The organism is Phytopseudomonas daroniae (genome assembly GCF_004327275.1).
Classification (GTDB): Bacteria; Pseudomonadota; Gammaproteobacteria; order Pseudomonadales; family Pseudomonadaceae; genus Aquipseudomonas; species Aquipseudomonas daroniae.
This window is the reverse complement of record NZ_QJUJ01000005.1, coordinates 138,779-161,995: the sequence shown is the minus strand read 5'-3', so window position 1 is coordinate 161,995 and position 23,217 is coordinate 138,779. Positions and strand designations below refer to the sequence as shown.

Annotated in this window: 18 protein-coding genes and 1 pseudogene; 7 read left to right on the top strand and 12 right to left on the bottom strand. The window is 59.5% G+C overall.

All coding sequences use genetic code 11. The features are described from left to right. Position 1: 1 nt before the first annotated feature. From DNK10_RS14125 to DNK10_RS14100, 6 genes are all read left to right on the top strand, one after another. Entirely contained in the window at positions 2-1,198 is a 1,197-nt protein-coding gene (locus tag DNK10_RS14125) for a glycosyltransferase family 4 protein (protein WP_131192007.1), read from the top strand. Then, positions 1,170-2,309 (top strand): glycosyltransferase family 4 protein, encoded by a 1,140-nt coding sequence (locus tag DNK10_RS14120; RefSeq protein WP_131192006.1) that lies wholly within the window; start codon positions 1,170-1,172, stop codon positions 2,307-2,309. The genes DNK10_RS14125 and DNK10_RS14120 overlap by 29 nt, the downstream gene beginning before the upstream one ends. After that, the gene (locus tag DNK10_RS14115; protein WP_131192005.1) at positions 2,275-3,231 is read left to right on the top strand and encodes an NAD-dependent epimerase/dehydratase family protein; all 957 of its coding nucleotides are present in this window, start codon (positions 2,275-2,277) and stop codon (positions 3,229-3,231) included. The genes DNK10_RS14120 and DNK10_RS14115 overlap by 35 nt, the downstream gene beginning before the upstream one ends. A 10-nt stretch (positions 3,232-3,241) precedes the next feature. Then, positions 3,242-3,796, top strand: a complete 555-nt coding sequence (locus DNK10_RS14110; RefSeq protein WP_131192004.1) for a sugar transferase — start codon at positions 3,242-3,244, stop codon at positions 3,794-3,796. Positions 3,797-3,874: 78 nt separating this feature from the next. Beyond that, a complete protein-coding gene (locus DNK10_RS14105) occupies positions 3,875-4,339 on the top strand; it encodes a hypothetical protein (RefSeq protein WP_131192003.1) in 465 nt (154 codons plus the stop codon). A gap of 91 nt (positions 4,340-4,430) precedes the next feature. Next, complete coding sequence (locus tag DNK10_RS14100) at positions 4,431-6,404, top strand: polysaccharide biosynthesis protein (RefSeq protein ID WP_131192135.1); 1,974 nt, start codon at positions 4,431-4,433, stop codon at positions 6,402-6,404. 472 nt (positions 6,405-6,876) lie between these two features. On the opposite strand, the gene DNK10_RS14095 is transcribed toward DNK10_RS14100, so the two are convergent. The 11 genes and pseudogenes from DNK10_RS14095 to DNK10_RS14045 all read right to left on the bottom strand — a co-directional run bounded on the left by DNK10_RS14095 (position 6,877) and on the right by DNK10_RS14045 (position 20,600). Continuing rightward, positions 6,877-8,625: a GGDEF domain-containing protein gene (locus DNK10_RS14095; RefSeq protein WP_131192002.1), complete on the bottom strand. Its 1,749-nt coding sequence runs from the start codon at positions 8,623-8,625 to the stop codon at positions 6,877-6,879. Positions 8,626-9,019: 394 nt separating this feature from the next. Further along, a complete protein-coding gene (locus DNK10_RS14090) occupies positions 9,020-9,421 on the bottom strand; it encodes a helix-turn-helix domain-containing protein (RefSeq protein ID WP_131192001.1) in 402 nt (133 codons plus the stop codon). 8 nt (positions 9,422-9,429) lie between these two features. Next, a complete protein-coding gene (locus DNK10_RS14085) occupies positions 9,430-9,714 on the bottom strand; it encodes a type II toxin-antitoxin system HigB family toxin (RefSeq protein ID WP_131192000.1) in 285 nt (94 codons plus the stop codon). Between the two features lie 630 nt (positions 9,715-10,344). After that, positions 10,345-11,535, bottom strand: a complete 1,191-nt coding sequence (locus tag DNK10_RS14080) for an osmoprotectant NAGGN system M42 family peptidase (protein ID WP_131181848.1) — start codon at positions 11,533-11,535, stop codon at positions 10,345-10,347. A 272-nt stretch (positions 11,536-11,807) separates the two neighbouring features. Continuing rightward, positions 11,808-13,550 carry an N-acetylglutaminylglutamine synthetase gene (gene ngg, locus DNK10_RS14075; protein ID WP_131181849.1) on the bottom strand — a complete coding sequence of 581 codons (1,743 nt, stop codon included), beginning with the start codon at positions 13,548-13,550 and terminating at the stop codon, positions 11,808-11,810. A gap of 133 nt (positions 13,551-13,683) precedes the next feature. Further along, complete coding sequence (locus DNK10_RS14070) at positions 13,684-15,453, bottom strand: N-acetylglutaminylglutamine amidotransferase (protein ID WP_131191999.1); 1,770 nt, start codon at positions 15,451-15,453, stop codon at positions 13,684-13,686. A gap of 763 nt (positions 15,454-16,216) precedes the next feature. Continuing rightward, a pseudogene (locus tag DNK10_RS26170) lies at positions 16,217-16,453 on the bottom strand (REP-associated tyrosine transposase); the annotation flags it as partial. Between the two features lie 113 nt (positions 16,454-16,566). Next, positions 16,567-17,421 carry a sugar phosphate isomerase/epimerase family protein gene (locus DNK10_RS14060; protein WP_131191998.1) on the bottom strand — a complete coding sequence of 285 codons (855 nt, stop codon included), beginning with the start codon at positions 17,419-17,421 and terminating at the stop codon, positions 16,567-16,569. A gap of 67 nt (positions 17,422-17,488) precedes the next feature. After that, the gene (locus tag DNK10_RS14055; protein ID WP_131191997.1) at positions 17,489-18,667 is read right to left on the bottom strand and encodes a dihydrodipicolinate synthase family protein; all 1,179 of its coding nucleotides are present in this window, start codon (positions 18,665-18,667) and stop codon (positions 17,489-17,491) included. Positions 18,668-18,687: 20 nt separating this feature from the next. Beyond that, positions 18,688-19,458 carry a 3-ketoacyl-ACP reductase gene (locus DNK10_RS14050; RefSeq protein ID WP_131191996.1) on the bottom strand — a complete coding sequence of 257 codons (771 nt, stop codon included), beginning with the start codon at positions 19,456-19,458 and terminating at the stop codon, positions 18,688-18,690. Next, positions 19,455-20,600, bottom strand: coding sequence for an acyl-CoA dehydrogenase family protein (locus DNK10_RS14045; protein ID WP_131191995.1), 1,146 nt, complete (start codon positions 20,598-20,600; stop codon positions 19,455-19,457). Before DNK10_RS14045 ends, DNK10_RS14050 begins: the two co-directional genes overlap by 4 nt. A 219-nt stretch (positions 20,601-20,819) precedes the next feature. Between DNK10_RS14045 and DNK10_RS14040 the strand changes: the two genes are divergently transcribed. Continuing rightward, positions 20,820-22,301 carry a CoA-transferase gene (locus DNK10_RS14040; RefSeq protein ID WP_244216260.1) on the top strand — a complete coding sequence of 494 codons (1,482 nt, stop codon included), beginning with the start codon at positions 20,820-20,822 and terminating at the stop codon, positions 22,299-22,301. A gap of 156 nt (positions 22,302-22,457) precedes the next feature. Here the strand turns inward: DNK10_RS14040 and DNK10_RS14035 are convergent, their stop codons facing one another. Continuing rightward, positions 22,458-23,111: a TetR/AcrR family transcriptional regulator gene (locus DNK10_RS14035; protein ID WP_131191993.1), complete on the bottom strand. Its 654-nt coding sequence runs from the start codon at positions 23,109-23,111 to the stop codon at positions 22,458-22,460. Between the last annotated feature and the right edge of the window lie 106 nt (positions 23,112-23,217).

The window sequence follows — 23,217 nt, the reverse complement described above, 5'->3', positions numbered from 1 at the left end:
TATGAAGCTGCTTTTTGTGCATGATCATCGATTTTTCACTGATTCAGTTTCAATATATTCGGACAAGCTCAGCTATAAAGTATGGTTGAGATATCTCGCAGTGTTTGATTCAGTTACCGTATTTGCAAGAAGAGCTATAACCCCATTTAATAATAAGGCAGTCCCTGTGTCGTCAGGTGAAAATGTTTCATTTATTTTGGGTTCAGGTGTAGGATCCGTTAGATCTCTCTTTCGCAAGAGGTCTGATGAGCGAAAGCGACTAACTAAAATAATTAAAAACCATGATTTTGTGGTGGCAAGACTGCCTAGTGAATATGGTTTGATGGCAGTTGGGATAGCAAAAAAACTTAATAAGCCATGCTGCGTTGAATTGGTCGGTTGTGCGTGGGATGCATATTATAATTATGGGAATTTGATTTCTAAATTATATGCGCCTGTAGCATATTTTCGTCTAAGAAAGGCTGTGAGAAGTGTAGACTCTGTTTTGTATGTTTCTGAAAAATTTTTACAGCGTCGATATCCTGTTAAAAATAACTGTATTGTTGTTTCGGCTTCTAATGTTGAATTGCCGTCTGTTTCTGAAAGTGTGCTTGCTTTGAAGCAAAAAAGATATGCCGTTATGGATAAAAATATCACCCTTGGCCTTATCGGCTCTCTTAAGACTAAATATAAAGGTGTGCATACGGCAATTGAAGCCTTATCGCATGTTAGCAATAAGGGTGTGACTCTCAGAGTTGTCGGAGATGGTAATAAAGAACCCTATGAAGCACTAGCCACTAAATTGGGCGTGGCCGATAGAGTTATGTTTGACGGTACACTAGGTAGTGGTGTGCCAATATTTAATTGGCTTGATGATATTGACATATACTTACAACCCTCCTTTGCTGAGGGCGTTCCACGTGCTCTTATCGAAGCTATGAGCCGTGGCTGCGTTTCTTTTGCGAGCTCCGTAGGGGGGATTCCTGAACTACTGCCGGATGAGTGTATATTTGGGCCTGGAAAAGCTGATTCTTTAGCACGGTTAATAAATACACGTGTAGCCGACAGGGATTGGTTGAAAAAGCAGTCTAAATCCAATTTTGAAAGAGCTGCTTTGTATTATAAGAGCTCATTGGATACTCGCCGTGAGAACTTTTTTAAGAACTTCATTTCTCTAGCTGGACACGATAATGGCTCTAAGTCTATTAATAATTGTTAACGATCCGTACTACTTTCTTTCTCATCGGTTGCCCATTGCTCAAGAAGCGAAAGAAAAAGGTTACGAAGTAAGTGTTGCAGGCGTTAATGGAGCATCAGTTCAAAAGATTCTCGATCTGGGGTTCAAATATTATCCACTTCCACTTTCGCGTGGCGGGAAGAATCCCTTTGTTGAGCTATGGGCATTTTTAAGAATCTATGGTTTGCTTAGAAATGTACGTCCAGATATCTTGCATCTTGTCACCACTAAGCCTGTTTTGTATGGGGGGATAGCTTCTCGTCTTGCATCAATAAGTGGGGTGGTTTCTGCAGTTGCAGGGTTGGGTTCGATTTTTATAGCACAAGGTTTTAAAGCAAAGTTAATTCGTTTTCTGGTGACTCAGCTATATCGACTAGCTTTAGGTCATCCGAACTCAGTTGTGATTTTCCAAAATCCCGATGATCGAGCAGTTCTGATTGGATCTAAAGCCACTGGAATTGATAAATGTATTTTGATCCGGGGGTCAGGAGTCACTCTAGATAATTATCAGGTTTTTCCTGAACCTGAAGGTCGTCTTGTTGTGACTTTTGCTGGTCGTTTAATTCGCGATAAAGGAGTTTTTGAGTTTATCGAGGCAGCAGAGTCCTTACGTGCGAAAGGCCTGGACGCTAAATTTCAACTTGTTGGAGATATTGATCCTGCAAACCCTTCTAGCCTCTCTGCGCGTGAGGTTGAGCGACTTCGGTATGAAGGGAACATTGATGTTTTGGGTTATTGTGAGAATTTGGCGGCAGTTTTTAAGTCTTCTAATTTAGTTGTATTACCATCATATAGAGAAGGCTTGCCTAAGGTTTTAATTGAGGCGGCTGCTTGCGGTCGCGCTGTAATTACAACAAACGTCCCTGGGTGCAGAGATGCTATTGAGGATGGTGTTACGGGAGTTTTAGTTGCTGTAAAGGATTCCTTTTCACTTGCTCAGGCTATTGAAATGCTTGCTGCACAGCCTGACGTAAGAAAACGCATGGGGCGTAGTGGGCGGCAGTTGGCAGAAAAAGCTTTTGCAATTAAAAGTGTTGTAGATATTCATATGTCAATATATGAGCGGCTTGCAGGAGGGCGTAATTTTGGCTAGTCACCTACTCGTTACTGGGGCCACAGGTTTCATTGGCCGGCATCTAGTTATAGCGCTGGCTAACTCTGGAAAATATAAGGTCAGCGCTACAGTAAGGGCGGATGTTTCTGATCTTCCTGAGTCAGTTAGCATAGTTAAACTTCAACTAGGAAGCGCGTTTGACGAATTGTCTCTTGATGGTGTAGATACGGTTATCCATTTGGCAGCGTTGGCCCATGAGCCTAGCCGAAATAAAAAACTTGATGAATACAGACTTATTAATGTTTTAGCCGCTGCTCATTTAGCTCGACGTGCTGGTGCTGCAGGAGTTAAACGATTTATTTTCTTAAGCTCTATAGGTGTCAATGGAAGTTCTTCAATCTCTCCTTTTACTGCTAACGATGTTCCCTCTCCAGAAGATCATTACTCTGTCTCAAAATATGAGGCGGAGTTAGAGTTGAGAAGTATAGCAAGCGCAGCAAATATGGAGCTTGTTGTTATTAGACCGCCTTTGGTTTATGGTCCTAATGCACCGGGGAACTTTTCCAAGCTTGTGGCCGCTATCCAGAGAGGTTTTTTACTTCCGTTTGGGGGGATCCATAATAAGCGGACACTAGTTTCAGTTTATAATCTTGTTGATTTTATTTCTGTATGTATTGAACATCCGTTAGCAGCTAATGAGACCTTTGTGATAGGTGATGCTGAGGATATTTCAACCTGTGAACTGTTGGCGAAGATTGGTAGGTTTTCAGGCAGGCCGGCACGGCTAGTATTTATTCCTGTTTCGTTATTATATGCTGTGGCAACAGCTATAGGTAAGCGAAGGGTAGCTCAAAAAATTTGTGGCGATTTGCAAGTTGATACTTCTAAGGCGCGTGATTTATTAGGGTGGAAACCGCCTCTATCTCTTGATGATGGACTTCGCCGTTGTTTCATAAAATAGGAATCAGTTTGTGATACGTATTCTAGATGTGGTTCTTTCCCTAGTCGGCCTATTGCTTGGGTTGCCAGTATTCGTAATTATTTATTTTCTTGGTATTCTTGATACTGGCTCACCGCTGTTCAGGCAGGAGCGGATCGGGCGTTATCAAAAGCCATTCACATTGGTGAAGTTTCGAACTATGGCCGTGAACACTGCTTCTGTGGCTAGCCATCTCGCCTCTTCTTCTTCGATCACTCGTCTGGGGGGATTCTTGCGTAAAACGAAGCTGGATGAACTGCCTCAGCTCTGGAATGTACTCAAGGGGGAAATGAGCTTGGTGGGACCTCGCCCTGGTTTATTTAATCAGGAGGAGCTGACTCACGAGCGCAGCATTCGTGGTGTATTTAATGTTCGACCAGGTATTACTGGATTAGCCCAAGTGAGTGATATCGATATGTCGACGCCAAAGTTGTTGGCGGAAACGGATCAGAAAATGATCCAGACCCTGACGGTGGGCAATTACTTCAAGTACATATTTATGACTGTGAGTGGCAGTGGTCGAGGAGATCGCGTCCGAGGATCTTAGGGTTGAAGTTCAGGTAATGGATCCGCTAGTAGCGCTTCTCGGCAGTTATCACCGTTGGCTTAAGTGATGGAGTGATACATGAAAAGGTTGGTGACAACAGCATTAGCCAGCGTCTTGCTGCTGGTAGGATGTGAGCAGGTAGGAGAGACCAAGCGACCAATCGTTTGGCGGGCCCCACCCTTGGTCAGTGTTGGAACTACGGCTATTTCGCAGCAGCTAGCGCCAGAGCGCGTTGGCAAAGCTCCGCTGAACGGTAAGATTCTTGAAGAGAAGATCGTCCAGAATGGTAATACTGCTTTCCAGCATTACACCGTGCAATCGCGCAGCAGTGCCATGCTGGTGGAGGCCGATGTCTACGCCGGGTTGGTGAGAAAGGGCTACGCTCGGCAGGTGAAGAAGGACGCGGGAGATGTCTTCGCCGTTGATTACGTGAAGCAGGGTGATGTCACCATCTCGGCGCAGTATTCACCGATGAAAAAGGCTGATTCGACTGAAGATCAGTCTCAGTCGAAAATTGTGTTTACCTGGAAAGTTTCTGGTTGAAACCCATGATGGGTTGGCTTTGGCCACTCAAGGGATGTGAGGTGTTGTGGTGTTGAGGGTTGCTGAAAACGTGCGCTCGCGCCTGGTTGCCATGCCGCGTAGGTACAAGCGGCTGCTGCAGGTGTCGGTGGATGTGGTACTGGTATGGATCGCCCTGTGGCTGGCCTTTGTGGTGCGACTGGGGGATTTTGACAATGTCCATCCCTTCAAGGGGCATATGTGGCTGTTTGTCCTGGCTCCGATAATTTCCATCCCGCTGTTCGTGCGTTTTGGTATGTACCGGGCGGTGATGCGTTACTTTGGTAACGATGCACTGATTGCTATCACCAAAGCGGTGAGTCTGTCGGCACTGATCCTCGCCTTGGCAGTGTATTGGTATCGCGAAGCGCCTGCGGTCGTCCCTCGCTCCATGGTGTTCAACTATTGGTGGTTGAGCATCATGTTGATTGGCGGGTTGCGGTTGTGCATGCGCCAATATTTCATGGGGGATTGGTTCTCTTCGGATCGGCCCTTCACGCTGACCAGCCGCGATGCCGGGTTACCCAAGGTGGCCATCTATGGTGCGGGGGCTTCGGGTAACCAGTTGGCGGCGGCGCTGCGCATGGGCCGGGTGATGCGCCCGGTTGCGTTCATTGATGACGACCCCAACATTGCCAATCGGACAATCGCTGGGTTACGGGTGTATTCGGCCAAGCATATCCAGCAGATGATCGATGAAACGGGCGCAGGAGAAATTCTCCTGGCGATGCCTTCGGCATCCCGTACGCGTCGGCGTGAGGTGTTGGAGAACTTGCAGCAATACGCTCTGCACGTGCGCACAGTGCCTGGGTTCATGGATCTGGCCAGTGGTCGCGTGAAGGTTGAAGACGTTCAGGAGGTCGAGATCGCCGACCTGCTGGGCCGTGATGCGGTGCCGCCGCAAAAGGATTTGTTCGAGCGCTGTATTCGTGGGCAGGTGGTAATGGTCACCGGCGCTGGCGGTTCGATCGGTTCGGAACTGTGCCGGCAGATAATCGCTACAGGCCCGAAGGTGCTATTGCTGTTCGAGCACAGTGAATTCAATCTCTACGAAATTCATAGCGAGCTGGAGCAACGTATTCGTCGCGATTCGCTGGCGGTGCGCCTGGTGCCTATTCTGGGCTCGGTGCGTAACCAGAATCGCCAGGTTGAGCTGATGCGCGCCTGGGACGTAAATACCGTTTACCACGCTGCCGCCTATAAGCACGTGCCGATGGTCGAGCACAACATTGCCGAGGGCGTGCTGAACAATGTGCTGGGTTCGTTGTGCACGGCCCAGGCGGCGCTGCGGGCTGGCGTCGAGCACTTCGTATTGATTTCCACTGACAAAGCGGTACGCCCGACCAATGTAATGGGCAGCACCAAGCGCTTGGCCGAAATGGTGCTGCAGGCGTTGAGTCAGGAAACCGCGCCGGTATTGTTCGGTGATAAAGAGGGGCTCCATCAGGTTAACAAGACCCGCTTCACCATGGTGCGTTTCGGTAATGTGCTGGGCTCATCCGGCTCGGTCATTCCGCGCTTCTATCAGCAGATCCGCAAGGGGGGCCCGGTAACGGTTACCCACCCGAATATCACTCGCTATTTCATGACCATTCCCGAGGCCGCGCAGTTGGTTATCCAGGCTGGCTCCATGGGGCAGGGCGGCGACGTGTTCGTGCTGGATATGGGGCAGCCGGTGAAGATCGCTGAGCTGGCCGAAAAGATGATTCACCTCACCGGCCTCAGTGTGGCCTCGGACGAGAATCCCGGTGGCGATATCGCCATCGAGTTCACTGGTCTGCGTCCTGGCGAGAAGCTGTATGAGGAACTGTTGATCGGCGACAACGTGAGCCCCACCGATCACTCGATGATCATGCGCGCCAACGAAGAGCACCTGCCCTGGGAAACCTTCAAGGTTGTCATGGCGGATCTGATCAAGGCTGTGGAGCAGGACGATTACGACCGCGTGCGTCAGTTGTTGCGTGACACCGTCTGCGGTTACGCGCCTGAGGGCGAGATCGTCGACTGGATGCACTTGCGCCGCGCGGCGAAGAAGCCATCGGCGTAGGCCATCCGAATCGCAGATGGATCGGGGCGCGCAGCCTGGCGAAGCGTAATCCATCGTTTACCGCGAACCGGCTGCATCCATTGATAGGCCAGAATGCCTCGCCTCGTGCGGGGCGTTCTGCTGTTTGGGGGGAGCGGGCGCGGTGATGCCGTTTTCTTGCGGCGGATTACGCCTTCGGCTAATACGCCCTACGGGTTACTGCCCATAAAATCAGTTCGAGTTCGGATGGCCATCTTTGTCAGGCAGTCATGTAGGGTGGATGACGCTGTTTTCATCCACCACCCCGGTTACGGATCGGTGGACGGATCGGGCCGCGTAGGCAGGCGTCAGCTACGCGTCCCGGTTCACCCTACTCAATGAAATCGGGAATGCCTTTTGATGCCGAATAGGCGCTTGCGAGGTAACGAGCAAGACGGTATCTACGAACGTCCGCGCGCGCCGAGGCGGCGCTTCCACGGAGCGACGTCCCGCTTCAGGCTTGCGCCAGCTCGCAACGATTTCGCCCATTGTGCTTGGCGCGGTAGAGCGCTTCGTCGGCGCGCGCTATCAGTGCATCGGCGTTGGCTGCCTGTGTCGCCGGGGCCTGGGCGATGCCGAAGCTGGCAGTGATCTGCAGGGGCTGTTCCAGGCCTAGCTCGAACGGTGTCTCGTGAATCGACCTGCGCAACCGTTCGGCGAACAGCAGGGCGGTGTGTGCGCTATTGAGCCAGAGGTGAATGGCGAATTCTTCGCCGCCGATGCGGGCGATGTGCTCGCTGCCTCGCATTTGGGCCTGGCAACGTTCAGCCAGGGCCTGCAGCAGCCTATCGCCGACGAGATGGCCGTAGCTGTCGTTTACCTGTTTGAAGTGATCCACGTCGAATATGATCACGGTGAGCAAGCCGGCGTCGGCCCGATCCGGAGGGGGCTTCTTGAACAGCCGGTCGAAGGCGCGTCGGTTGGCCAGCCCGGTGAGGTGATCGGTCTCTGCGTGAGCTTTGAGTTCGGTGATCAGGGCATCTCGTTCAAGGCGCACCGCCTGGGCCTGGCGCAGTTGCTGTTCGAGCTCGAGCAGGGTGTCGGAGATGCTGTAGCGGTCGCTCTGGCTGGTTGCATAAGTCGTGGTATCCGGATGCACCAGCGCCATCATCCTGCGCGTTCCGAGCAGCAGGGGGGCAAGCACCTGCCGTTTCAACCACAGCAGCCCGGCGCCCAGCAGCAGGAGTACGGCCAGGGCCGTTCCGGCGACGAGCGACAGGCGGATCAGTGCTGTTTGGGTGGCGCGCTGCAGTTCTATTTCAGTGAGCCGTAGCGCGGTGTCGCGTAATGTCAGGATGCTGGCCATGGTTGGCACGTAACGTTCCGCGAAAGTCGCCGGACTTGGTGCGGTATCGGTATTCAGGGCGCTCACTACGGCGCGCTGGTAGTCCATGCCTTGTTGGAAATAGTCATGTTGCATGCGGGCGTAGGCAACTTGCATGTCACGCTGGTTCTCGCCCTCGAACTGCTTCGGCAGGTGGTCTACGCCTAGACTCAGTTGCATCTGCAATTGGTCGATGCGACCTTGCACGATTTGCAAACGCTCGGTCTCGATTGAGTCGATGGGCCGCTGTTCTGCGAGCGCGACGGTGAGATACGAGCCGAGCAGCCCTGCGGACTCGCGTAGTTGTGCTGCCCAGTAGGCATTGTAGAGCGGAGCGCCGGCTTGCGGGGTGCGTCGCAGCATGTCGCGGGACAGCCAGTCGATCAGCGGCAGTATCCGTGTGGCCACGTCGATCATGGCCAATAGTGCCTCGGATCGTGATTGCGACGTGCGTTCGTCCAGGGGTTGGCCAAGCACGCTGTCTACGCGCTCCCTTGCGACGATGAGCGAGCGCCTGACCTCGTCGATGTCACGGGGCATTGCCTCGCAGGGCAGGCAGGTGGCAAGGGCGGCGGCGAACTCGTCAAGTCTCTGGTCGCTGAGCAAACGGCTCTGTTCGAGCTTCTGCAGGCTGCCATCCAGCCCTCCGAGCATGCCATTGGTAGGGCCGCGCTCGATGCTTACCGCCTCCATGGCGCTAAGGCCGCTGCGCAGCACGGCCAACTGGTCGCGAGTTTGCGAATGCGCCCGATAAGTCTGGTAGGCATCGGTGACGATCAGCAGGAAGCTGAGGGAAATGCCCAGGCTGATGCCGATCAACACCACGTTTATCCAGCGATCCAGGCGGGAGGCGACGCGGAGAGAACCTTGCGCTGGCATCGAATGACCACTGCGGTTTCAGGTGAGTGAAGTGAGCGTCCTGATCAGATGCCTGCCGCGATTGTAGTGTCATCTGGCCATAGGGTAAACGCCGTATGCTAGTCGGTCGCAGCCAACCCGTGTCAGCAGGTTGCATGGGCTGCGTGCCAGGTGCCCACATGAGCGAGTCGAGGAGCCCCGCTGCAGGGGATACAGCCAGATCTGCGGTATGGCCGCTACCTACGGGAGCGTGACTAGGGGCGTCGGGCTAGGTGTTCGATGTGCTTGAGGCGGTGAACGGAACACGCGTGATGGGCGATGGTAGCCATAATGCGATGTGGCCGTCTGCTGATTCGCGGCATGGCCGCCATTCGCCGGCAAGCCGGCTCCTACATGGGGGCAGGCCGGCGATTTCCTAGAGGAAAACGTCTGCGGGTACGTTGAAGCGTGCGGCCAGGGCTCGGATGTGGCGCACGTTGAGTTGACGCTTGCCGTTCAGGATTTCGGATACCACGGATTGCGCGCCGATTTCAGGTAGGTCGCTCTGATTGAGGCCGTGCTCTTGCATCAGGTAGCGCAGTACCTCGTGAGCTGGAGCCTCTGGGGTCGCGTAATGCTTGGCGTCGTAGCTGGCGATCAAATCGCCCATCTGTGAGGCGAGGCTGGCGAGCGGGTGATGCTCGGCACCAGCTATTTCATCGAGCAGCGTGTCCAGTTCCTCGACCAGGGTGTCGTAGTCGGCTTCGGACTGCGGAGGAGTAAGCAAGGGCGCTACGTAGCACCAGTGCTCGGTGGCTTGTTTCAGGAGCGCACTCACGGGGCACCTCACTTCCATTGGTTGCGGTCGTACTCTTTATGGTCGAGCACATCGCGAATGAAGACTTTCTTGAATGGGTAATCCACTACTGCGATCAGCCGTAGCTTGTTGCCGCCAATATCGAACACATGCTTGTTGGCCACGTTGTCTACGCTGGGGAAGAGTTGTTTCAGCTCGGTGAAATCCTTGGGCTCTACTTTACTGATCAGCCGGTACCAGGCATCGAGCGCGTTGGCGGGATTAGGCCATTTGTTCTTCGCTTCCCAAATCCGTTTCTGGGTGATGACGTGCATAGCCTGTCCATATAGCAATCTGCGATACAGGTGTTAGCAGGGCTTGGGGCTTGTGGATTATCGCAAGATGCTATTGGCCTCGTCTTTCCCGTCGACGGGTGAGGCTGGCGTTCGTAGAAGCGTGGTCTCTGGGCGAAATGATCGTGGTCGCGCTGCGGTATTGGCGTTGACCCACCTTATCCTCACCTGTAGGAGCTGGCTTGCCGGCGATATGATCGCAGCCATCGCGAAGATCCGTGGCGTATCCACCAATCGCCCGCAAGCGGGCTTACATGGGGGTAGGCCGCGGTCGTGTAGGAGCTGCGGGGGCGCCTAGTATCGCGTCACAGATCAGCTGTCAGTCGAACGACTTATCGTGGATACCGTCTTGACCCCAGCCTTTCGTAGGGTGGACGACGCTTCACCTACGCGGCCCGACCCATCCACCGCTCTGCGATCGCAATGGTGGATGAAAAGAGCGTCAGCTACGCGCCCCGATCCACCCTACGGAGTGAGCGGCTGCTTCCGCCACATGGCTGCCATCCGACATTACGATACCCCGTTCGCCGCCTCGGGCACATCGACTATCCTGGCCGACATATGACCGTTGTCGCGATACTAGCCTTGCGGGCGATATGGACGCCCGGGCCGTTAGCTTTCTTTGTCCCGATTACCGACCAGGCTATCGACCGTGGGCACCCGGGTGTCGGGTTCCATTTGTGCGTCGTGTTCCAGTTGGTGGCTGAAGCGTTCCAGGGAGCCGTTTTCCGGCTGTGCGTCGCTTGCGAATACCGGCGGGCTGAGCAGGTAGGCGCTGAGTAGGCGGGAGAGGGCAGCGAGGCTGTCGATGTGGGTGCGCTCGTAGCCGTGGGTGGCATCGCAGCCGAAGGCGATCAGTGCGGTGCGGATGTCATGGCCGGCGGTGACCGCCGACTGGGCGTCGCTGTGGTAGTAGCGGAACAGGTCGCGGCGTACGGGGATCTCGTTTTCGCTCGCCAGGCGCAGCAGTTGCCGCGACAGGTGATAGTCGTAGGGGCCACCCGAGTCGTGCATGGCCACGCTGACGGTGTGCTCGGTAGAGCGCTGGCCGGGGGCTACCGGGGCAATGTCGATACCGACGAATTCGCTGACGTCCCACGGCAGGGCCGCGGCGGCGCCTGAGCCGACTTCTTCGGTGATGGTGAACAGTGGGTGGCAGTCGATGTACGGTTCCTGGCCGCTTTCAACCACTGCCTTGAGTGCGGCGAGCAGCGCGGCGACGCCGGCCTTGTCGTCCAGATGGCGGGCGCTGATGTGGCCGCTTTCGGTGAACTCCGGTAGCGGGTCGAAGGCCACGAAATCGCCGACCGATACGCCCAGGCTCTCGCAGTCGGCGCGGCTGGCGACCAGGGCGTCCAGGCGCAGTTCGACGTGATCCCACGAGATCGGCATTTGGTCGACTTCGGTGTTGAAGGCATGCCCAGAGGCCATCAAGGGCAACACGCTGCCGCGCAATACACCGTGATCGCTGAATACGCTGACGCGGCTGCCTTCGGCGAAGCGGCTCGACCAGCAGCCAATGGCGGTCAGGCACAAACGGCCGTTGTCCTTGATCTCGCGCACCATGGCGCCAATGGTGTCGAGGTGAACGGAGACCGCACGATCCGGGCTATAGCGGCGGCCCTTGAGTGTGCCGCGGATGGTGCCGCGACGGGTCATTTCGAAGGGAATACCGATTTCTGTCAGTCGCTCGGCAACGTAGCGCACGATGGTGTCGGTAAAACCGGTGGGGCTGGGAATGGCGAGCATTTCCAGCAGCACTTTCTGCATGTATTCGAGATCGGGTTCGGGAAGCTGCGACATGGGATCTCCATCTATGACGGGGATGGGCCGCCGAGCGGCGTCAGTCTTGGGTGAATGCATGACGCCCTGTCGACGGACGGTAAATCAGGTCTGAGTTATATGCTGACCTGCGATAAGGGTGAGGGTTTCCTGCCGGGCTAGCGTTGGGTCGATTGATGGGTATCGTCGCTTCGCTCCTCGACCCATCCTACGTCCGTGTGATCCACGGTGCAGCTCCGTAGGATGGGGCGGGCCGCGCAGGTGAAACCTATCAATCCGTATAATGAGAAGACTCAATCGCCCACGCCATGGCTGAGCGGGAACAGCAGATCGATGAAGCGCTCTGCGGTCGGCTGCGGTTCGTGGTTGGCGAGGCCGGCGCGTTCGTTGGCTTCGATGAACACATACTCGGGCTGATCCGCCGCAGGCACCAGCAGGTCGAGGCCGACCACCGGGATATCCAACGCACGGGCGGCTTTCACCGCTGCTTCGGCGAGCGTCGGGTGAAGGATGGCGGTGACGTCCTCGAGGATCCCGCCGGTATGCAGGTTGGCGGTCTTGCGCACGGCCATGCGTTTGCCCTGGGGCAGTATGCTGTCGTAGTCGTAACCGGCGGCGTGGAGGGTGCGCAGGGTTTCGGCGTCCTTTGGGATACGGCTTTCGCCATCCGTGGCAGCTTGGCGCCGCCGGCTTTGCGCGTCGATCAGCTCGCCAATGGTGTGGCGACCGTCGCCGAGCACCTCGGCTGGACGGCGGATCGCGGCGGCAACCACTTCGAAACCGATCACCACGATGCGCAGGTCGAAACCTTCGTGGTAGCTCTCCAGCAATACGCGTTCATCGAAGGGGCGGGCGCGCTCGATGGCCGCCTGTACATCGGCCGGCGTGCGCAGGTCGACTGCCACGCCCTGGCCTTGTTCGCCGTCCACGGGTTTGACCACCAGGCTGCCATGCTCAGCGAGAAATGCCGCGTTCTCTTCGGCACTGCCCGCCAGGCGCTGCGCCGGAAGGCTCAGGCCGGCGCGGCTGAGGGTGCGATGGGTCAGGCGCTTGTCCTGGCACAGGGTCATGGTCACGGCGCTGGTCAGGTCGGTCAGCGACTCGCGGCAGCGGATGCGGCGGCCGCCCTGGCTGAGGGTGAACAGGCCGGCCTCTGCATCATCGATATGGGCTTCGATACCGCGACGACGGGCTTCGTCGACGATGATGCGCGCATAAGGGTTGAGGTTGTCGTCCGGGCCAGGGCCGAGAAACAGCGGCTGGTTGATGCCGTTCTTGCGCTTGATGCTGAAGGTCTGCAGCTCACGAAAGCCTAGTTTGGCGTAGAGCTTCTTGGCCTGGCCGTTGTCATGCAGTACCGACAGGTCGAGGTGGCTCAGGCCGCGGCTCATGAAGTGTTCGATCAGGTGGCGCACCAGGACTTCGCCAACGCCGGGGCGGCTACAGGCTGGGTCGACCGCCAGGCACCATAGGCTGCTGCCGTTTTCAGGGTCGTGATAGGCCTTCTGGTGGTTGAGGCCCATCACGCTGCCGATCACCGCGCCGCTGTCTTCATCCTCGGCCAGCCAGTAGACCGGGCCGCCCTGATGACGCGGGGTCAGTTTTTCCGTGTCGATGGGCAGCATGCCGCGGGTCTGGTACAGGCAGTTGATCGCCTGCCAGTCTTCCGGCGTCTGCGCACGGCGTACGCGGAAACCACGGAAGCCTCGGCGAGCCTGGCGATAGTCGCTGAACCACAGGCGCAGGGTGTCCGACGGGTCGAGAAACAACTGTTGCGGCGCCTGGGCCAGTACCTGCTGTGGCGCGGCGACGTAGAGGGCGATGTCGCGCTCGCCGGGCTCTTCGCTGAGTAGCTCTTCAGCCAGCATGGCAGCATCAGGAAACGTATGTCCGATCAGCAGCCGTCCCCAGCCGCAATGCACGAGCTGTGGTTGGCTGATGCCGTCGCCGTGCTCTTCGGCGAAACGGGCCTGCAGGCGTTCATAGGAGGGGGATTGGCCCCGGAGGAGGCGTTGATTGTGGGCAGTGGCTCGCATTGGAGAATGTTCCTTTGCTTTCGCATATCCGGCTTTCGCCGGCTATCGGTTGACCTGTCTGCTAATCCGCGGCGAGGCGAATGCGGTCATTCCTGTTGAGTTGCGGGGGAGCAGTGGCTCCCCCGGTTCGTCATTACAGCCCCTGTTCACTCAGCCACAGGTTCAGTGCCGCCAACTGCCACAGTTTGGAGCCACGCAGTGGCGTCAATTGGCCTTGTGGGTCGGTCAGCAGGCGGTCGAGCATCTGCGGATTGAAGATGCCGCGATCATGGGCCGGATCGACCAGCAGATCGCGTACCCAACCGAGCGTCGCGCCTTCCAGATGCTTGAGACCCGGCACCGGGAAGTAACCCTTCTTGCGGTCGATGACCTCGGAAGGGATGACCTTGCGCGCCGCTTCCTTGAGCACGTACTTGCCGCCTTCCGGCAGTTTGAACTGCCCGGGGATGCGCGCGGACAATTCGGCCAGGCGGTAGTCCAGGAACGGCGTGCGCGCTTCCAGGCCCCAGGCCATGGTCATGTTGTCCACGCGCTTGACCGGGTCGTCGACCAGCATCACCGTGCTGTCCAGACGCAGGGCCTTGTCCACGGCGGCGTCGGCGCCAGGCTGGGCGAAGTGCTGGCGGACGAATTCGCCGGCCATGTCATCGGTCAACCAGGCAGGCTGCACGCAGGCAGCGTACTCGTCGTGCTCGCGGTCGAAGAAGGCCTTGCGGTAAGCGCTGAAGGCATCCTCGGCACCATCGACCAGCGGATACCAGTGGTAGCCGGCGAACAGCTCATCGGCACCCTGGCCGCTCTGCACCACTTTGCAGTGCTTGGCCACTTCCCGCGATAGCAGGTAGAAGGCGATGCAGTCGTGGCTGACCATCGGCTCGCTCATGGCGCGGAAGGCGGCTGGCAGTTGATCGAGAATCTCGTTCTCGCCGATGCGCAACTGGTGATGCTGGGTGCCGAAGCGTTTGGCGATCAGATCCGAGTACTGGAACTCGTCGCCACGCTCGCCGCCGGCATCCTGGAAGCCGATGGAAAAGGTCAGCAGGTTGTCGACGCCCGCTTCACGCAACAGGCCGACCAGCATGCTGGAGTCCACTCCGCCGGAGAGCAGCACGCCGACATCGACCGCCGCGCGCTGACGGATCGAAACCGCCTCGCGCATGCCGTCGAGCACCGCATCGCGCCACTCTTCGAAGCCGTAGTTGGCTTCTTCTGCTTTCGGGCCGTAGTTCAGCGTCCACCAGACCTTCTGCTCGACCTTGCCGTTGATGTCGATACGCATCCAGGTGGCTGGCGGCAGCTTCTCGACACCGGCAAGAATGGTGCGCGGCGCCGGTACCACGGCATGGAAGTTCAGGTAGTGGTTGAGCGCGACAGGGTCGAGGGTCTTGGCGATATCGCCGCCCTGCAGCAAGGCTGGCAGGCTGGAGGCGAAACGCAGGCGATCCCTGGTCTTGGAAAGATACAGCGGCTTCACGCCAAGCCGGTCGCGGGCGATGAACAGCTGTTGGCTGTCGCGCTCCCAGATGGCGAAGGCGAACATGCCGTTGAGCTTGGGCAGCAGGTCTGTGCCCCAGGCGTGATAGCCCTTGAGCAGCACCTCGGTATCGCCGCCCGAGAAGAAGCGATAGCCAAGCTGTTCCAGCTCGCCGCGCAGTTCCGGGTAGTTGTAGATGGCGCCGTTGAAGACCATCGACAGGCCGAGATCGTTATCGATCATCGGCTGGCCCGAGGCTTCGGCGAGATCCATGATCTTCAGTCGACGGTGGCCGAAGGCGACAGGGCCGCGGCTGTGGAAGCCATGGGCGTCGGGGCCACGTGGGGCGAGGTGGTGGGTGATGCGTTCGACGGCAGCCAGGTCGGCCGGTCGGTTATCGAAGCGTAATTCGCCTGCTATTCCGCACATAGTCTATAAAGCCCGCATATGTCCTGGGCTCTGTTCCTCCTTAACTTCAGTCCGTACCAGTTGTGTACCGGTTCTGAGTTCCAGCGCGCTCCAGAGCGCGCCGGAGACGATCAAACATTGTGTATGGAACCGATGCGCGGCAGCGGCAGCACATCAGTTCCGAGCTTTTTGAGTCGCCTCGGTACGCGAATGTTCAATAAACTGACGGGCCGCCCGATCAGACCCATCGAGCAATAGCGTCCCCTGTGCATGAATGACGGTCAACCCCGCGATGGCTATCGTCGCTGTTCCTGACCCATCTACAGGCTCAGAACCTGTTCAAGATCTTTCGAGCAATGACAGCAGAAAGGCGGGAGCGGACAGTCGTAGGATGGGTGAAACCCATCGGAAATTGATGGGTTTCACCCATCCTACGGGCTAATCCAACCTACAGGTCGTGGCCGAACGTAGCCTGGATTAGCCGCAGGCGTAATCCGGGGCCGAAGGCCGTGATCCATGGTTCAACGCGGGTCACCGACCGTCCGCTTACGCCACATTGCCGCCGATCTATAGGGATACGGGTTCCTGTTTGCCAAGTGCACAAAGATCGTGAACAGGCTCTCAGGCAATTGGCAGTAAGTAGGGGAGATCGGGGCGCGTAGCTGACGCTTTTTTTGTTGTATCGGTGATCGATGAAGCGTGATCCACCCTACGGCGCTTGCAGTGCTCCTGCAGTCATTTCGCGCCGGGACGACGCTCCTAACGCGGTGGGCTGGCGATATGCTTACAGCCAGATTGCGTCCCAGTGCGGGTAGTCGCCTACTCGTGTGACCAATCCAGCGCGTACTGGATTTGCCACGATGTAGCGGGCTATGCCAAGCACATCGTCTTCACTACGCAAGGCATGATCGTGGAAGCCTTTCTGCCAGATTGACCCGCCAAAACGCTTGGCTGACAGCGATTTCACTCTCCCAACGAGTTGTGACAGTGTTCCTTGCTGCAGTTGTAGGAGCCAATGCAGAGATCGGCCACTCGATCTTTCAATCCCTGGGTATTTTCCTTTGGGCAAACTAAGCAGGGAGGCCCTCGAAGGCTTGCGGATATCGCTTTTATGCCAAGATGGCCGGCTTGGCTTTAACAGCAGCTCTGCAGGCGCTGGGCGCACACCTGCAGGACTTCGGCTTCGGGGCGCCGCCACCAGTTGTCTCGGGAGAAGATCTCTACCTCCATGAGCCCTGTATAGCCAGCCTGTTCGGTGGTATGGCGCAGGCTCGGTAAATCGATGACCCCGTCGCCCATCATTCCGCGATCCAGCAGCAGGTCGCGGGTCGGTACCAGCCAGTCGCACAGGTGCAGGCCGAGAATGCGCCGGTTCGCGCCGGCCCGCCGGATCTGCGTGTGCAGTTCGGGATCCCACCAGCAATGGTAGGCGTCTATGGCAACGCCCAGGTACTGGTATTCGGGCTCCAGCAGTTCGCACAGATCCAGTGCCTGCTGCAGCGTCGACAGGCATGAGCGGTCGGCCGCATACATGGGATGCAGGGGCTCGAGGGCGAGGGGAATGGCGTACTGCCTGGCGTATTCGAGTAGCCGGGCGACGCCCTCGAGCACTTGTCGGCGGGCGTCGGGCAGGTTTTTGGAGTGTTCCGGCAGGCCGCCGACCACCATCACGAAGCACTCCGCTCCCAGTAGCGCCGCTTGCTCCAGGGCACGGCGGTTGTCTTCGATGTTGGCGGCCAGGCCCGCCGCGTCGTTGGCCGGCAGATAGGTGGAACGGCAGTAGCTGCTGACCTTGAGGCCGGCAGCGCGAATCTGCCGAGCGATCCTGGCGACGTCGCAGCCGTCGAGGTCGCGGCGCCAGGGGGCGATGGCGCCGAAACCGGCGTGGGCGACCCGCTCCACCACCTGCTCGATGGGCAGGCGGTGGCCGAGGGTGGCAGTGTTGATCGAGCATAGATCCAGTCGATCTTGCAGAGGGCGTAGTGGCATGGTTCTCTCCTGGGCTGGATGGGGAGGGAAAGCGCTGCCGTGTACGCAGCGCTGGTTGGAGCGCCCGTCAGCCGGCGACGCCGTAAAGAGCCAGGAACGCCTTCATGCGGGCGACCGCCCGCTCGGGGTCGGCGAGCAGGCCGGCCTGGTCGGCCAGGCGGAAGATCTCGCTGAAATAGGGCAGCGGGCGCAGGGCCTGGTGGCCGGCGAGCATGACGAAGTGATCCTGATGGCCATTGAGGTAGGCGAGGAACACCACCCCGGTCTTGTAGTACTGGGTCGGGCTGCTGAAGATCAGCCGCGCCAGCGGCAGCGTGGGGGCCAGCAACTGGTGGAAGCGGGCGTCGTCGCCGACGGCCAGGGCGGCCAGGGCATGGGAAGCGGCCGGGGCGATGGCGTCGAAGATCCCGAGCAGGGCGTGGGAGTAACCCTGCTCGTCGCCGGCGATAAGCTCCGGATAGTTGAAGTCGTCGCCGGTGTACATCTTCACTCCGGCGGGCAGCAGGCGGCGCAGGCGGATCTCCTTGTCCTTGTCGAGCAGGGAGATCTTGATGCCGTCGACCTTGTCGGCGTGCTGGTGAATGATCTCCAGGCAGGTCTGCAGGGAGGCCTCGAAGTCATCGCTGCCCCAGTAGCCCTTGAGGGACGGGTCGAACATGTCCCCCAGCCAGTGCAGGATCACCGGCTCCTGGGCGTTGCCCAGCACCTCGCCGTATACCCGCCGGTAATCCTCGGCACCACGGGCCACGCGCGCCAGGGCGCGGCTGGCCATCAGGATGATGCGGCCATCGAGGCGCTGGATGGCGCTCAGCTGTTCGTCGTAGGCGCGCAGCACGTCGTCGAGGCTACCGGCCTGAGCCGCCTCCAACTGGTCGGTGCCGCATCCGGAGAAAATCAGGGCCTCCGGGATATCGCGGGTCTCCGCCAGGGTGCGCTTGATCAGTTCCAGCGCCGTCGGCCAGTCCAGTCCCATGCCGCGCTGCGCGGTATCCATGGCTTCGGCGATACCCAGGCCCTGGCCGAGCAGGTAGCGGCGATAGGCGATGGTGGCCTGCCAGTCGATCGCCGCCGTCTGCCCCGGTTGGGCGGGGCTCATGGGGTCGGCGACCACGTGGGCGGCGGAAAGGGCCAGGCGGTTGAAGGGTTGCGGCTGCCCGGGAATGGCCAGCGGCTGGCCGCTCAGGTTGTAGGTCTGCAGGAGCCGTTCGGTCGTGGGAGTCGGGAGCTTGAGGGCAAGGGAGGTCATGGTGTGGTCTCGGGCAGTCTTCAGAATTTGGGCATCAGCAGGCCGCCATCCACGGGGATGGCCTGGCCGACGGTGTAGGGCAGGGCGCCGCTGGCCATGGTAGTGACCACGCGGGCGACGTCCTCGGGTTGGCCCCAGCGCTTGATGGCGGTCAGGCCGCGTTCGATCTCGATGTCGTAGCGGGCCTTGGACGGCGCCGTCATTTCCGTGGCGATCAGCCCGGGCTGCACCTCGTAGACGCCGATGCCGTGTTCGGCCAGACGTACCGCGAACAGGCGGGAGGCCATGGACAGCCCGGCCTTGGAGACGCAGTACTCGCCACGCTGGATCGACACCGCCTGGGCATTGGAGGAGGTGATGGTGACGATGCTGCGATGCCGGTCGCCCGGCTCCCTGGCCAGCAGGTAGCGGGCGAAGGCCTGGGTGAGGAAGAAGGTGCCGCGCAGGTTGATCTGCTGGCAGCGATCGAAACTCTCCGTGCTGACTTCCAGCAGGTCGCCACGTGACAGCACCGAGACGCCGGCATTGTTGACCAGGCAGGACAGCCGTCCCAGGGCCTGTTCGGCCCTGTGCAGCAAGCCTTCATGGGCTTCGATGGCGGCGATGTCGGCGGCCAGCGCGATGGCCCTGGCGCCATGGGCCTGGGCCAGCTCCACGCTGTGTTGCAGCTCGTCGCTGATTTCGAGATCCACCAGGGCCAGGTCGTAGCCGGCCTGGGCCAGGCCGACCGCGATGGCGCGGCCGATGCCGCGGCGGGCACCGGTGATCAGGGCTACCGGGCGCGCGCTCATGGCCGCGCTCCATGGGCCAGCAGCTCGCGGGCGATGATGCTGCGCTGGATCTGGTTGGTGCCTTCGTAGATCTGGGTGATCTTGGCGTCGCGGTACAGGCGCTCGACCTCGAAGCCGCGAATGAAGCCGCTGCCGCCGAACATCTGCACCGCATTGGCGGTCTGCGCCACGGCCACGTCGGCGGCGAAGCACTTGGCCATGGAACAGGCGATGGTGGCGTTGTCCTGGCGGTCGAGGCGGCTGGCGGCATCCTGCACCAGCAGGCGCGCGGCGCGGATGTCCTTGGCCATGTCCGCGAGCATCCATTGCAGGCCCTGGTTGTCGGCGATCGGGCGGCCGAACTGCTTGCGCTGGGGCACGTATTCCAGCGCCGCCTCGAGCCCTGCCTGGGCGATGCCCACCGCCAGCGAGGCGATGCCGACGCGGCCCTTGTCCAGTGCGCTCATCATCATGTGGAAGCCTCGGCCTTCCTGACCGAGCAGGGCGTCTTCGGCGAGTTCGACGTTATCGAAGTTGAGGCCGCCGACCTGGGAGGCGCGCTGCCCCATCTTGTGTTCCTTGGGCCCTTTGGACACGCCGGGCAGGTGGCAGTCGACGATGAAGATGCTCATGCCGCGCTTGCCCGCGGCCGGGTCGGTGCGCGCCAGGACGAACGCCAGGTCGGCCACCGGCGCGTTGTGGATCCACAGTTTCGAGCCGTTGAGGCGCCAGCCGTTGTCGGTGCGCACCGCGGTGGTACGGATGCCGGAGACGTCCGAGCCGGCCTCGGCCTCGGTGATGCAGTAGGCCGGGCGTTTTTCCGCGCGCAGCAGCGGCAGCAGGTGGCGCTCGCGCTGGGCCTCGCTGCCGTGTACCGAGAGCAGGGTGCCCACCAGTTCGAGCAGGCCGCACTGATCGGCGATCGAGCTGTAGCCGCGCGACAGCTCTTCCATGACCAGAGCATAGGCGAGGGTGTCGAGGCCGGCTCCGCCGTAGGCCTCGGGCACGGTGATGCCGAACAGGCCCAGTTCGCCCAGCTGGCGGTAGATGTCGGCGGGGAAGCTTTCTTCATGGTCGAGCTTTTCGGCGACGGGGCGGATCACTTCATCGGCGAAGCGACGGGTCAGGTCGCGGATCTGCATGTGGGTTTCGGACAGCTGCATGGTCTTTTCCTTTTTTGTTGGTCGGTGACGGTGCGGGTCGCGGGGGTGGTTGTGTTCTTTCCGGTGCTTCTCTAATCTATGATATGTAACCAACTAGTTATTTATTTAAAGCGAGCCGTGCGCCTCCGTCAAGCGGAATGGAAGAGGCCAGGCGACGATTGACTCGGCAGGGCCGATGAGGTGAAAACAATGAAAAGAAGCTGTGTTTCGGCGTATGAGATGGCCGGCCGGATTGCGGATGGCGCGACCATTGCGGTGTGTGGCTCGGGCAGCCTGCTGGAGCCCGATGCGCTACTGGCGGCGGTCGAGGCGAGATTTCTCGAGACGGGGCACCCGCGCGACCTGACCCTGGTGCATGCCCTGGGCATCGGTAACGGCCAGGGCAGCGGGCTGGAGCGCCTGGCGCACAAGGGCCTGGTCAAGCGCGTGATCGGTGGGCACTGGAGCTGGTCGTCGAAGATGCAGGCGCTGGCCCGCAACGAGGAGATCGAGGCCTACAGCCTGCCCGCCGGGGTGATCATGGCGCTGATGCGCGAGATCGGCGCCGCCCGTCCGGGACTGATCACCCATATCGGCCTGGGCACCTTCGCCGATCCCCTGGTGGCGGGCGGCAAGTGCAACGGACGGGCGACCGAGGCGCTGGTCGAGAGCCTGGAACTCGATGGCAAGCGCTACCTGCGCTACAAGCCGTTGCGGATCGATGTCGCCCTGCTGCGCGGCAGCCTGGCCGACCCGAGCGGCAATATCAGCCTGTGCCACGAGGCCGCCGACCTGGATGCCTATGCCCTGGCGCTGGCGGCCCACAGCTGTGGCGGACAGGTGTTCGTGCAGGTGCGTGGGCTCAGCGCGCAGCCATTGGTGCCGGCGCGCCTGGTGCGTATCCCGGGGGTGCTGGTCGATGCGCTGGTGGCGGTGCCCGAGCAGCGCCAGTCCATCGCCAGCGAATACGATCCGGCCATCAGCGGCGAGTGCCTGCCGGGTGGCGAGGTGCAGGCAGCGGAGGCGCCCGAAGGCATACGCCGTCTCATCGCCCGGCGGGCCGCGCGCGAGATCACCCCGGGGCTGTCGCTGAATTTCGGTTTCGGTATTCCGGGGGGCATTCCGGCCCTGCTGGCCGAGCGGGAGCCGCCCGTGCCCTATTGGGGCAGCATCGAGCAGGGTATCCACAACGGCCGCATGATGGATGGCGCCATGTTCGGCTCGGCCCGCTACCCACAGGCGATAGTCACCTCCCTCGACCAGTTCGATTTCTACAGCGGCGGTGGCGTGGACATGGCCTTCCTGGGCATGGGCGAAATGGACGGGCTGGGCAATGTCAATGTGTCGCACCTGGGCGGGACGCTGGTGGGGCCTGGCGGTTTCATCGATATCACCCAGGGCGCCAGGAAGGTGGTGTTCTGCGGCGCCTTCGAGGCCAAGGGGCTGCAGGTCGTGGCCGATGGCGCCGCCTTGCGGCTGACCAGCCTCGGGCAGGTGCCCAAGCTGGTCGAGCGGGTGAGCCATATCACCTTCAGTGGCCCGCAGGCCCTGGCGGCCGGGCAGGAGGTTCTGTATGTGACCGAGCGCGCCGTGTTCCGTCTGGTCGGCGATGGCATCGAGCTGATCGAGGTGGTCGAGGGGGTGGATATCCAGCGCGACGTCATCGAGCGCATGGCGTTCACGCCGATCGTGCGCGAGGTGCGGGTAGTGCCGTTGGCGTAATCCGGCCGGTTTCCCAGGTGGTGTATCGGGGGCTGACGCTGCTGTTCTGCGCAGCCCGTCAGGGCGCCAGCGCCCTACGGCCAAGGCCCTTCCGCATCCGTATCCGTGCAGTCGCCGCGGCGAGCTTCTGGGGAACGTCTGCTGGCAGGCTGTGGATCAGTCCGGGCGCAGGGAGGCGAGGATGGTCTGGATATTGAATTCCAGGCGTTCCTTCAGCGCTTCGGGCGAGGTGAAGTCGAAGCCGTAGATGACTTCGCCGGTGAAGCGGTTGTTCAGGTAGTAGTAGCTGATGGCGGCGATGCTGATATTGAGCTGGATGGGGTCGATGCCGGGCCTGAACACGCCTTGTGCCACGCCTCGCTCGAGGATGTCGCCGACCAGTTGCACCAGCGGCCTGTGCATTTCGCCGATCTTTACCGACGCTTTCAGGTGGGTGGCGCGGTACAGGTTCTCGCTGTTGACCAAGGTGAGGAACTGCGGATTCTTCAGGTAGTAGTTCCAGGTGAAGGTGATCAGTTTGCTGATCGCCTCCCGTGGCTCCAGTTCCTCGAGCCTGAGTTTGCGCTCGGCGCTGCGGATGTTGGTGTAGGCCTCCTCGAGGACAGCCTGGAACAGTCCGTCCTTGTTGCCGTAGTACTCATAGATCATGCGTTTGTTCGACTTGGCGCGTCGGGCTATGCCATCGATGCGGGCGCCAGCCAGGCCAAGCTTGGCGAATTCGACTTTTGCCGCCTTGAGAATACGACCGCGTGTGGCTACGGCATCACGCGTGGGTCTTTCCTTGTCCGTGCCAGTCGATTTGCTTGCCATTAGAGGCGGGTCTCCAGAGCTTGAGTATTGCCAAGAATTGATGGTCTGCGGGCGGGTTCGCAGGCCAAGAGCTTATCCGGAAGGCCTTGGGTTGGACAAACAAAGC